The sequence below is a fragment of the Chitinophaga skermanii genome, assembly GCF_003259335.1.
GTDB classification, from domain to species: Bacteria; Bacteroidota; Bacteroidia; order Chitinophagales; family Chitinophagaceae; genus Chitinophaga; species Chitinophaga skermanii.
In genome coordinates this window covers 229,942-242,949 of sequence record NZ_QLLL01000009.1, presented here as the reverse complement: position 1 = coordinate 242,949, position 13,008 = coordinate 229,942, and the positions used below count along the sequence as shown (strand labels likewise).

9 protein-coding genes are annotated in these 13,008 nt (G+C 43.7%); 3 read left to right on the top strand and 6 right to left on the bottom strand.

Annotated features, from left to right (window positions below):
- Positions 1-246: 246 nt before the first annotated feature.
- The 5 genes from LX64_RS21970 to LX64_RS26390 form a co-directional block, all read right to left on the bottom strand.
- Positions 247-597, bottom strand: coding sequence for a T9SS type A sorting domain-containing protein (locus tag LX64_RS21970; protein WP_111599843.1), 351 nt, complete (start codon positions 595-597; stop codon positions 247-249).
- A 163-nt stretch (positions 598-760) separates the two neighbouring features.
- Positions 761-1,231, bottom strand: a complete 471-nt coding sequence (locus tag LX64_RS21965; RefSeq protein WP_111599842.1) for a redoxin domain-containing protein — start codon at positions 1,229-1,231, stop codon at positions 761-763.
- A gap of 33 nt (positions 1,232-1,264) precedes the next feature.
- Entirely contained in the window at positions 1,265-2,725 is a 1,461-nt protein-coding gene (locus tag LX64_RS21960) for an MBL fold metallo-hydrolase (RefSeq protein WP_111599841.1), read from the bottom strand.
- Positions 2,726-2,752: 27 nt separating this feature from the next.
- Entirely contained in the window at positions 2,753-3,775 is a 1,023-nt protein-coding gene (locus tag LX64_RS21955; protein ID WP_111599840.1) for a PorP/SprF family type IX secretion system membrane protein, read from the bottom strand.
- A gap of 20 nt (positions 3,776-3,795) precedes the next feature.
- Positions 3,796-8,616, bottom strand: coding sequence for a PKD domain-containing protein (locus LX64_RS26390; protein ID WP_158538707.1), 4,821 nt, complete (start codon positions 8,614-8,616; stop codon positions 3,796-3,798).
- A gap of 219 nt (positions 8,617-8,835) precedes the next feature.
- Between LX64_RS26390 and LX64_RS21945 the strand changes: the two genes are divergently transcribed.
- Positions 8,836-9,459 carry a methyltransferase domain-containing protein gene (locus LX64_RS21945; protein ID WP_111599838.1) on the top strand — a complete coding sequence of 208 codons (624 nt, stop codon included), beginning with the start codon at positions 8,836-8,838 and terminating at the stop codon, positions 9,457-9,459.
- Positions 9,460-9,557: 98 nt separating this feature from the next.
- The gene (locus tag LX64_RS21940; RefSeq protein ID WP_111599837.1) at positions 9,558-10,265 is read left to right on the top strand and encodes a rhodanese-like domain-containing protein; all 708 of its coding nucleotides are present in this window, start codon (positions 9,558-9,560) and stop codon (positions 10,263-10,265) included.
- A gap of 73 nt (positions 10,266-10,338) precedes the next feature.
- Here the strand turns inward: LX64_RS21940 and LX64_RS21935 are convergent, their stop codons facing one another.
- Positions 10,339-11,850 (bottom strand): carboxypeptidase M32, encoded by a 1,512-nt coding sequence (locus tag LX64_RS21935; RefSeq protein WP_111599836.1) that lies wholly within the window; start codon positions 11,848-11,850, stop codon positions 10,339-10,341.
- A gap of 57 nt (positions 11,851-11,907) precedes the next feature.
- Between LX64_RS21935 and LX64_RS21930 the strand changes: the two genes are divergently transcribed.
- On the top strand, positions 11,908-13,008 hold the full coding sequence (locus tag LX64_RS21930) for a Nif3-like dinuclear metal center hexameric protein (protein WP_111599835.1): 1,101 nt from the start codon (positions 11,908-11,910) through the stop codon (positions 13,006-13,008).

Genomic DNA, 13,008 nt, shown 5'->3' with positions numbered 1-13,008 from the left:
AATAAACTCGAGGATAAAAGGGAGGATATATAGAGCTTATCCGTGTTTGGCTTGTAGGTCAATTGCTGGTGATAGGGACGGCATTATGCGGACTTTGTGGGATAGATACGATAATGACGATAATGCTTACCCAAGATGGAAGATGGAATGGGAAGGTAATAGGGAAGATAAGTAAGTTGTAATGAAAGAAGTGGTAATGAGATGGTAAAGTAACTTGGATAATTGGTTGTTAGGAAGTTGTAGGTATTATTTTACAACGTTGAATTTGCCGGATTCTAATACAGCGCCAGAGCGATCACGAAGTTGATAGATGTATACGCCGCTATAGTAATTATCTAATTGTAATTCAGTGCGTGCTACAATGCTTTTTAAGTGATCCATCTTCTTACCTAAGAAGTTGTATACAATAATTTCGTACGCTTTGTCGTTTTGTGTTTGTATTTCGAAATTGATCTTCGTGGTGGCAGGATTGGGGTAAAGTTTCACAAACTTGCTACCGCCCTCCGAATGGGTAGGGGAAGTTCTGTTCTGCGCTACCGCGGGGAGCGTAAAAGCACAAAGCATAATAAACAAAACAAGGGTAGAGTTTTTCAACATAGTAAATCAAAGATAATAATTTTTTTAAATATTATATCAAATAATCCCGTTTTTAGTTAGTATAAATATAAACAATTGGCAAGCCAAAAAGATGACTTGCCAACAAATTTTTTCAAAATTTTAACGATTTTTTGAATATTAACCGTTTTTAAAGCGTTACCGCTTAGTTCAATTTGGCCAAAGTTTCGTTAATCGCTGCGAAGTTTGGTAAGTCGCCCGCCGATTCTAATACTTCTGCGTATTGTACAACTCCTTCACCATCAATTACAAAGGCAGATCTTTTCGCTACGCCTTTCATATCCAACACAAAGTTTTCATACAATGCACCGTAATCAGCTGCTGCTACTTTGTTGAAATCCGATAATAAAGGGAAATTCAAGTTTTGTTCTGCTTTGAACTTGCCCAAAGTAAAGATGGAGTCAACCGATACACCCAAAACTTTCGCATTTGCATTGTTGTATTGTGCAATATTGTCTCTTACAGAGCACAATTCAGTTGTACAAACACCCGTAAATGCTAATGGGAAGAACAATAATACTACGTTTTGACCTTTAAAATCAGCCAATGATACTTTGTTTTTCTCAGTATCGTATAATTCGAAAGCCGGTGCCGGTGTGCCTACTTTTGGTATCATAGTGTATATAAATTTTCGTAAAAGTACGTATTGTTACTGTTTGGCGCTCAATAGTTTTACGCTGTTCTCCAATTCTGTAAACGTCACCATGCTCTTCACTTTGTAGTTATCATTCATGATCGGCCAGTTTTGCATGATCTTCTTCACCGCCAAGTTTCTTTTCACAATCGCATCATACAAACCTTTTTGACGTGCAATGGCAGGTTTCATATCTCCATTGTTGGCTATCCACACTAGGTCGCCCTCGATGAGTAATTGTAATTGTGGGAAGTAATACACGAAGTAATCATCTGTATGCTCGCTTTCTGCACCAATGTGAATGATTTGCATTTCTAGGGTGCTGTCTTTTAACGTACGAACAGTTTCAATGCTCTCTGTTTTTAGGCTTACCGGGTGGATACTGAGCGAATCGGGTTGCAGTGTATGTGGGAAGTTGACTATTTCATTGATAAAGGCAGCATTCGTGGGATGAGTAAATACAGTTGCACCAGCTGCTACCAAGCTTCTCATTCCACCTATCGACCATGGATGGTGATGGGTAAAACTAAAGTAACGGATAGGCTTTTCCGGGTTAATCATCTTCGCCGCATTTACAATAGCATCACCGAATTTCGTATTCAACGGTGCATCTGCTACTAAAAAATAATCATTGAATTCGATTAAGTTAGAACGGGATGATGATCCTTTAAACTCCAACAAGTAAATATGCTCCTGGTACTGCGTAATCACCGGTTCGTAATTCACCTCTTCCATGGCTTTCATTACACTCGAATCCACATATGGCGACACAACCGGTTTTACATGGTCAACCGCCTTAATACTGGTCGATTTCATCACCTTACCAAATTCCGAAGTGGTAGTAAGGGGGGAGTAATAGGCCGGTTTTTGTTTTTTATCAACCGCGGTGGCTACATAGGGTGCATAAGTAATGCTTGTTGTAGCATCGCCAAATATATCGTGCGTGTAATGGTAACGTGCTTCTGTTACTTTATTGTTTTTTATGATTATTTCGTAACTATTCAACGAATCTTGCGCATACGTAACGTGTAAACCATCTTTCTGCTTATGTGCCTTTACTTTGCCCGGTTGCTGCAAGATCATTTCCAGCAAATACTTCGGGGTGTATTGGGCTATTACGAAAGGGTATTGCTCCAATTGTTGTATTGTACGGGGAAGGAAGGTGGCTGTAGTAGCATCATATAGGCTAAGGGCTGTACTGTCAAATTGCGTATACGTTTGCTTGCGATGTGCGGTGGCTGTATATGATTGAAATTGATTGGGTTTGATAAGCAATTCACCTTGCGCGTTATTGTCGTACGTAGACCATGGTAAGCTACCATGACTAAAGTATTTTTCCTTGGAATCGAACTCGAAATATTGATCGTTTTGATAAGAAAATACACTGTTTGCGCGCGTTACAGCAGCTTTCCATTTTTGTGCGGAAGCTGTTTGCACAATGCAAAATGCCAGTGCCATAGCATATAGCCGTTTCATGGTAGGGATTTTATGGCGGTCAAGATACTAAAATCTCGGACATGATGTACTATTGGCGCTGCTTCTCCTGGTTTGTAAGAAATCTTTAAATACGATTGATACTTCAAAGCCACCCATGGCACGGCTGGCAGGTACTAATTTCGAGATGTTCACATCATAGCTCATCCCAATTTCGTAAGCACCCATGTCCAATCTCGCCATTGGCACCACGGCATCATTCCAACGCAAGAACAAACCACCATAAAAGCCACGGTCACTTTCATACCCACCATTCAACAAACCATATCCCAATAACGCCCCACCCATAAACTCGTTATAGGTGCCCTGGTGTACTTGGTTGTAATGCGCAATCAATTTTGTGCGTTCCCCGATAGGCATCGATAGCCCGGCATTCACCGTAATTTTAGGCTGTAGGGTGACCGTTTTATCATCATAAAAGGAAACTTTCGGGCGGTTAAAATGGTACAGCGCCGCGCCGATATAATAGTTTGCATTTTCACTGAACGTGCTATTGTAACTCATGCCTACACCTGCATCCCAATACGTATAACCAGCCACTTGCCAGCGACCTTCCTCACCTGTGCTCATACTGGGGTCGAAACGACCATTAGTATACTGGTTATTGAAAGTAAGGTGCTGCGGATCGAACTGCCTTTGTACAATACCTCCTGTAAAACCCAACGATAAATAGCGTGTTTTATCCTCGCTTAGCGATTTATGGTAATTGATTGCAGGTAATACTTGCGTGGCTTGTAGGGCCGACGTACCGGCACGGTCGTAGGTGAGTTGTAGGCCACCGGTAACGTAATCGTTGTTTTTGCCGACAGGGAATTTCAACTCCCCGCTAAGTGTACCTGTTTGATATGGAATGGTAATGCTGTTCCATTGGTTTCTATACACGGCCTGTACCCGGTAATCGCCGTTAAATACGCCGATAAGTGCAGGGTTACGGAGGATAGGTGTTTCAGAAAATTGCGACAAATGGATGTCTTGCCCATGCACAAGAATGCTGGGCAAAACGAGTAATAATATGTTGATGAATTTTTTCATGTTCGACACAAATTGTTGTGTTAGCGTAGAATAGTAACGTTTCCTTTTAAAGTCAATGGCTCGCCTGTATCGCAAGTGAGTTCGGCGTAATAAACGAACACATCGGGATTTAACAGGTTGCCTTTAAACTTACCATCCCATCCCGCCGCAGGATCTTCTACATTGAAATTTGTTCTTTCAAAAACCAATTGTCCCCAACGGTTAAATATTCTGAAAAGCTTCACTGTTCTAACACCTCTACCACGGATATAGAAGATATCATTTACCCCGTCGTTATTCGGGCTAAAAGTATTGGGTAGGAACACGTTGCTGGCAGAACATACGATTTTCACATTTACCTTGTCTTCGTTTTCGCAACCATAGCGGGAGGTCACTTTTACAGTGAGTTGTTGGTTGGAGCGCGGGGTAAGAATAGGGTGCCCACAAGTGCTACAATCTAAGTCTTGCACGGGTGTCCATTCCCATCTTACTACATCTTCGCTATAGCTCGCCGGTATATTGAAAGGACTACCTGCCGGAATTACATGATCTGTTCCTAATTCTACTAAAGGTTTCGTGTGTACGTTCACGTTAGCAACCGCTGTAGAGGTAAAACATGCATCGTTACCATATCCTGTTACCGTATACTGTGCAGAGGAAGTAGGCGTAGCAATAGGGTTGGCGCTGGTGGTACTACTTAAGTTAGCCGCCGGGGTCCATTCGTAACGAATGGCGCCTGTAACATGAAGTTGTGCTTGTTGACCTTCACAGATATCCACATCCGAGGTACGCACTGTAAACGGTTGCGATACGCGTACTTTCACTGAATCGGTTTTCGTACAACCGAAAGCGTTAGAGGCGGTAACAAAATACGTGGTATCAATATCTGGATGGGCAATAGGCATGGAAACGTTCGTGGAAGAGATATTGTAGTCTGTCCACGTGATATTGGCATTATTAGTTAGCGCTAACATAGTAACATATTGACCGCGGCAGATGGCTACGTTTTGTGGTGCTACGCGGAGGTTTACGCCCGGATTTACAGTAAATGGTAAATAGGCGGTATCCTTACATAAGCCACTTTGGTTGGTAACGATAAATTGAACATTATAATTACCTGCCAAAATATAGGGTATACGCGGTGTTTCTTGGGTGGTGAAAGTTCTTACTCCATCTACATTCCAAAACCAAGTATCGCCTGGTAAATTGCGAGCATCGCGGCCCGAGAAGCGCAAGGTATCTCCACCACAAATCGGCGTTACGGGCGCAATAATAGCGTCGGGGCGAGGTTCTACCAGCAGGTCTTTCGTGATGGAAGCTGCGCAGCCGAACCTGCTTGTAACATGCAAAGTGGCGGTGAATGTACCTGCGCGAGTATACAAGTATTGCGGGTTCATTCGGCTGGATGTATCGGTATTGGATTGTGTATTACCGAAATCCCAAGCATATGTTAAAGGCTCGTTTAGTTGATCTTTCGAGAAGGCGATGCTGGCATCGTTGAATGTAACCAAGGCCGAGTCGCATGCAGAAGGCATGGTCATTGTGAAATCGGGCGTAATCTTATCCACAACGATCGTATCGTTACCGGCCGCAAGTACTTTACAGCCTTGTTCATCTTCGAGTAGTACGCGGGGTACATACTTACCAGGTTTATCGTAGGTATGTTGAATAGAAGCGGTGGTGGTGATATTCACCTTGCCATCGTCGAAATCCCAGATGTAGCTAACAGCATTGGAGGAGGTGGCGCTGAAGTTGACGGTTAAGTCGGCACAACCTTCTTTCGGTGTTACGCTTTTCGTGCCGCTTGGGCCACGGAGCGTAATGGGTTGTGCATATGTACTTACGCAGTCGCCATCGGAATACACCGTAAGTGTAATGTTATAAGTGCCGCCTTGTGTATAAATGTGGCGCGGGTTGAGAATAGAGGAGATACTATTATCCCCAAAATCCCATTCCACGCGGTTTACATCTGTAGATTCATTGTTGAAAATAACTTCAATTGGTGGGCAGATCGATAAATCTGTAGGTGTGCTGAAATGTGCTACTGGATCGGGTACGCGGATATAAGCAGCACGGGTAAGCGTATCACTACAACCCAAATTGTTAATTGCAATCAACGTTACATCGTATGTGCCTGCTTGCGCGTAGTTATGAATAGGCGATTGTTGTACAGAGGTATTCGTATCACCAAAACTCCATTGATATATCAAATTTTGACCTGCCGATTGGTTGTTAAACTGCACAGGCGCTTGCTTACAAGCAATTAGGTTAGGGGAATCGAATGCTGCACGTACGGTAATAACGCGTACCGGTTTGGTAACTGTTACGTTACATCCCGAAGCGTCTTGCACTGTAAGCGATACATTGTAGGTGCCGTCTTGTGCAAAAGCATGGGGGAAATTCACCGCGGGCGTAGTTTGCACAACTAATGGAGAACCATCATTGAAATCCCACACCCAGCGAATAAGCCCATTGCTATGTGTTGTAGCCGAGGCATCGGAGAACAAAATATCATCGCCATTACAGTTTCTACCGCTAAACGTAAAATCCGCCAAGGCTCCTGTTATCGTTAATGTTACCGTGTTCGATTGAACCACGCAACCGTTGTTGTCAGTTACCGTTAATACAACGTAGTATGTGCCGGCCCTTGTATAACGTTTTACAACGGGGTTGGTACCACTTGTAGAAGTAGTGCCATCGCCAAAATCCCAGCTATAATTGCGAATGTTGGCAGGGTCAATATTGCTGATGGTAAAGCTGATATCATTGTTCGCACAAATAGTGCTGATGTTAGGTTGAATAACCGGTGTTTCATTTATAATGGTTACATCCATTGTGTGTTCCGATGTACAAGCACCGTTATCTACTACTAACGTAATGGTGTAAGTGCCTGTAGTAGCGTATGTATGAGCAGGACTTTGTTGTGTAGAAGTAGTGCCATCACCAAAATCCCAATGCCAGTTACGAATTGGTGGATTTGGACCGAAGTTCGATAAATCGTTGAACTGCACGAGGAATTTGTTAGCGCAATCTTGTGTTAGGTCGAAGTTCGCAATAGGTGGAAGAATTTGAATGAACTGGGTTTTCGTGAGTTGACGAATACAACCGTAGTTATTCACAATAAGGGTTACATCGTGGTATCCCAACTCGTTGAAAACATGGCGTGGGTTCTCTTCTGTAAGCGTGGCGTTGTCTTGTGGTAGTAACCAAGTCCACTCCGTACCACGTGGTACCGATTGGTTGGTGAATTGTACAGGAAAACGTTGACAAGTAAACTTCGGATCTGCATCAAATGCTACAACGGGAATTCTACCGGCACGAATTGTATTCGTGGTGGTTACAGTACAGCCATCGGCAGTGGTAACCGTAAGGGTAATCGTGAATACGCCTTCAGTTGTATAAGTATGGGAAGGGTTGGCCGCTGTAGAAGTGGTACCATCTCCAAAATCCCATAAGTACGTGGCAATAGGGCCACCCACGGTCATATTAGGTGTGAACGTAGTAGTAAATGGTAAACAACCTTCCCTTGGGAAAGGAGTAAAATTTACAACCGGTTGAATGACGCGGATATAATCGTTGAGTGTTACTGTGTTTACGCAGCCGGCGGCATTGCGTACTTGCAAGGTTACATCATACTCTCCGTAGTTGGTATAAGTATGAGAAGGACTGGCTAATGTTGATGTACCACCATCGCCGAAGTTCCAGTTCCAGCTGGTAGCCCCGGTACTTTGATTGGTGAAATTGGTGGTGAATGGTATGCTACAGCCTACCCGCGGTGTAGCACTGAAAGCAGCTACAGGAGAAGGATTAACGGTAATATCTTTAAAGGTGGTGTTTAAGCACCCCGGCGTGCCGCTTTGCAAAGTAATGCGATAGGTGCCCGGGTTGGCAAATGTTTTCGTGGGATTGATAGCAGTGCTAACAGTGCCGTCGGAGAATGTCCAGTTGGCTACTGTTGGATTAGGCGAGGTAGTGTTGGTAAGCGTAAAAGCTTGGCCTGCACAAATGGTAGCCGGCACGTCGAAATTAGCCACCGGTTGTTGGATGACTACGTAATGGTATTTCGTTTCCACGGCTGTACAGTTACCCAAAGTACCTCTTAGTACTACGGTATAACGGCCCGGCTGGTTATAAGCGTGGGTGGCGTTATAGGCGGTAGAAGTATTGTTGGCACCACTGGCAGGGTCGCCAAAATCCCAGGTATAGGTAGCACCGGGAGGACCGCTATTAGTAAAATTAACGGTTAAAGGCGCTGTACAACTGGTGTTATTGCTGGCAGTGAAATTGATGCGAGGTGTTTCATTTACCACGATAGGGGTGGGTAAAGTATAGCCTTTCGAACAGCCGAAGCTGTTGGTAACGATATTAGAAACTGGGTAGGAACCGGGTGTATTATAGATATGAGAGGGATTAACGGCGGTTTCTGTAACACCGTCGCCATAATCCCAAATAGTTCTTGTGATGGTGCCGGAGCCGGGTTGAGATTGGTCGCGGAAATTTACTTGGTAAGGACTGCAACCAATAATACCGGATACTGTGAAGAGCGGGATGGGGTTGGCATGTACGCGAATAGCTTTCGTAACAGAGCGGGTAATGTTGCCCGGGTAGGTAACGGTAAGCGTAACGTTATAGGAGTTGGCCACCCCGAAAACCTTGTCTACATCTCGATCTGTGGCATTGGCGCCTAATTGGAAATTCCAATCGTAACTAATGGCACCGGGACTGGAAAGATTGGTGAATCGTACGGCGAGCGGTTCGCAACCTTCGAATTTATCGGCTGTAAAATCAACCGTTTGGGCGAAGGTAGCAGGTGCGCATAAGCATAGGATGGCACACAGCAAGACATGGCATAGACGCTTCATCAGCAGGTGTAGGGTTTTTATTGGAAATGGTAAACCCGGCACAGTTGGCATTTCCAGAACCGGGTTGAAAGGATAAAATTAATATTAAAAAAACAATTATTTGTTATGTTAACAATTACTTTTCAAACCAATTGGCTATTTATGCTTTAATTGCCTTGAATTTAGTCGAGATCTAATTTGCCTACTATTTAGTAACCAATTAACCGTGATTACCATTTTATGAGTGGAACATTGGACAAGCATTACTGGAATGAGCGTTATCGAACCGGTGATATAGGGTGGGATATGGGTCGTGTTTCACCTCCTTTAGAAGCCTTTATTAATCAGTACCCGCATTTAAACGCACGGATTTTAATCCCAGGCGGCGGCAATAGTTACGAAGCAAAATATTTGTGGGATAAGGGTTTCACAGATATTACCGTAGTAGATATTTCCGATGCATTGGTACTTAACTTAAAGCGGAAGTACCGCGAAACGGGGATTAATTTTATTGCCGGCGATTTTTTTCGTCATGATGGGGAGTATGATTTGATACTGGAGCAAACCTTCTTATCGGCCATCGATCCTGCTTTGCGCGAAAGGTATGCGCAGAAGATGCATCAATTGTTATGGTTGAATGGACGCTTTGTTGGCGTAATTTTCAAGAAGAACTTCGAACAACCGGGTCCTCCATTTGGTGGTTCTGTGAAGGATTACAGGCGCTTATTCGAACCGTATTTCAATTTTCACATCTTTGCACCTTGCATTAATTCGCATCCCGCGCGGCAAGGAAACGAACTGTTTTTCAGTTTCCGCAAACGAGAAAAGATCATCACATCGCCAAGAGGCCACTATTTCCGCTAAGATTACATTTGGCTTTGCCACTTTTTGCGCTTATTTTTAGGATGCAGGGAAAAAGTACTTCTCTTTTTTGCCAATATCCTCCAGATTAAACCATACACATGAAAAAGGTAGTTAGAAAGCTTAGCTGGGCTTGCTTATTTGTGCTTGCATCCCATTTCGCTAAGGCACAAAATAAAGCAGTCGATATCCCTACATTCGAAAAGGCTACGCAGCAACCAAACATCCAAATCCTCGATGTAAGAACAGCATCAGAATTTAGTACAGGTCACCTCGAAGGCGCCCTACAAGCCGATTACACGAAGAAAGACGAGTTTTTTGAACGCATTAAATTTCTCGATAAAGAGAAACCCGTATACGTTTACTGCCTCAGCGGAGGCCGTAGCGCTGCTGCCGCCAAATGGATGCGTAGCAACGGGTTTGCCAATGTTGTAGAAATGGATGGCGGTATCAATGCATGGAAACAGTCTGACCTACCGCTACAAGGAAATCCTACAACCGCGCAAATGCCCGTTGAAGATTTCGATAATGCCATTAAGCAAGAAGGCTACATACTCGTAGATGTTGGCGCTACTTGGTGCCCACCTTGCCGCAAAATGGAACCTGTGGTAGAGGCTTGGCTCAATACAAACAAACAAGTGACATTAGTGAAAGTCGACGGTGGTAACGATACCGATGTAATGAAATACTTATCTGCTACAAAGCTGCCCACTTTTATACTTTTTAAAGGTGGCAAAGAAGTATGGCGACAAGAAGGTATTGTCGATACTGAAACATTCGATGCTGCGCTAAAGAAAGCAAGTAAATAGTTGATATATCATACGAATGAATAAGAAAGGCGCTTACTATAGCGCCTTTCTTATTCGTATTTGTTTGGAAAAATTATATCCCGTAAATGCCTGCATACTTCGCCTGTGCGTAGTCCATAAAGTATTTAAAATTCAAAGGCTCGCCCGTTACTTTTTCACATAGTTCATTCGACGTGTAAAAACGACCATGTACATGGATGTTATTACGCAACCATTGTAACAAAGCATGGTAATCGCCTGTAGCAATATTTTGCGATAGGTCTTTCATTTGGCGTTGTGCAGCTGCATAGAACTGGGCCGCGTAAAAACTTCCTAAAGAATAGGTAGGGAAGTACCCAAAGCTGCCGTGCGACCAATGTATATCTTGTAATACACCGGCGCCATCATTCGGCACATCTACGTTTAAATATTGTTTGTAGTATTGATTCCAAGTATGGTTCAAATCCTTTGTCGATACGCTACCTTCAATCAATCCTTTTTCAATTTCATAACGAATCATCACGTGGAAATGGTAGGTTAATTCATCGGCTTCCGTACGTTGTAAGGAAGGTTGTACCAGGTTAATAGCGTGGTAGAATTCCTCCAAAGAAACATTTGATAAGTTGTTTGCAAACTCCTTCTGTAAAGCAGGATAGTTGTACTGCCAATATGCTAAACCACGACCAACATTGTTTTCCCAAAGGCGCGATTGCGATTCGTGGATACCCAAGCTAGCCGCCTCTCCGCATGGAAGCCCGTACTCGGAAATCAGCAAACCTTGTTCGTACAAAGCGTGACCACCTTCGTGGATACAGCTCCAGGTCATGTTGCTAAAATCTTGTTCATCTACGCGGGTAGTTACACGAACATCGTGCGGGTTAAAGCTGGTAGTGAAAGGGTGTTCACTAAGATCTTGCCTACCTGCTTCGAAATCGAATCCCATTTCTTTGAGCAGTTTCAAGCCATATTGCCATTGTGCATCTTTGGGGTAATGCTGTTGTAAGAAGGCATTATTAGGTTTCGGCTTCGCGGCAATGGCTTGTAATAAAGGAGATAAAGACGTTTTTACATCGGCAAACACGGTGTCGAGTGTTTGTATGTTGATGCCTTTTTCGTATTCGTTAAGTAGGGCATTATAAGGGTGACCGGTATACCCGAGAATATGGGTTTCTTCTTTCTTCAATTGCACCATTTTCTCTAATAACGGCTCGAATACAGCGTAGCTATTTTCTTTGCGGGCCTTCATCCAAGCGTGGTAGCAATCGGAGGTAGTTTGTGAAAGGGCAGCTACAAAAGCAGCTGGGTACTTTTTATTTTTCTCGTAGTCTTCCAGGGAGAGGGCTACGTTTTTCTTCTGGGTAGCTGTTAAATCTTCACGGCTTTGCAGGGCCTGCAAGGTATCGCCTAATTGGGCATCCGTGAATAATTCGTGGGCAATAGTGGAAAGCGTGGTAATTTGTTGGCCACGGATAGCGGCCCCTTTACCGGGTAAATATGTTTCTTGATCCCAACCTAGCACCGCGATGGCATTCCGTACATCGGCGATTTTCTCCATTTTTGACTGGTAGTCGCTGTATAATTCTGCTGTCGTTTTGATAATATTCATAACAAATCCAATTAAGCAATATTTTTGTGGCTGTCGATTACAAATTAAAAAAGCAGCATGAAGTTACGTATAAAAGATGTGGTGCAGGCCATTGAGGCGTATGCGCCGTTACAATACCAAGAAAGTTATGATAATGCGGGATTAATTTTCGGTGATCCGAACTGGGAGTTAACGAATGCGTTATTAACCTTGGATGCTACGGAGGCCGTGATCGATGAAGCGATAGAGAAGGGGTGTAACTTGGTGGTGGCGCATCACCCGATCGTATTTGGTGGGTTGAAGAAGATTAATGGCAAGAACTACGTGGAGCGCGTGGCCATTAAGGCCATTAAGCATGATATTGCTGTGTACGCGGCTCATACGAACTTGGATAATGTGCGTAACGGGGTGTGTGCTATGATGGCTAAGCAGTTGGGATTGGAAAATAACGTGATTCTGTCGCCAAAACGTGATTTGTTAAAAAAGTTATATACATTCGTACCACTTGCCCAGGTAGAACAAGTAAAGCAAGCATTATTTAATGCAGGTGCGGGCGACATTGGGCAGTATAGTGAATGTAGCTTTAGTAATGAAGGGCAAGGAACCTTTAAAGCCGGCGGGAGTGCAAATCCATATGTTGGCGAGGTAGGCAGTCGCCATACCGAGCCGGAAATGAAGCTTGAAGTTATTTTCCCCCTTCCATTACAGCGAAACATAATAAGTGCATTGTTATCGGCGCATCCTTATGAAGAGGTGGCGTATGATATAATAAGTTTGGATAATGAGTACCAACAAGTGGGCGCAGGATTGATAGGCGAGCTGAGAGAGCCGTTGGACGAGATGGCGTTTTTGAAGATGGTGAAGGAGCAAATGCACACCGGTTGCGTACGTTACACCCCGTTACGCGGTAAGCCCGTGAAAAAAGTAGCCGTATGTGGTGGCGCAGGTAGCTTCCTCTTAAAATCAGCCAGGGCCGCCGGGGCAGATGCATTCGTGACAGCAGATTTTAAATACCATGAGTTTTTTGATGCTGAAAATCAATTGATTATAGCAGATGTAGGGCATTTTGAGAGTGAGCAGTTCGTAGTGGAATTATTTTATCATATATTGACTGAAAAATTCCTTAATTTTGCGCCTCTTAAATCTACCATTTGCACAAACCCGGTAAATTATTTATAA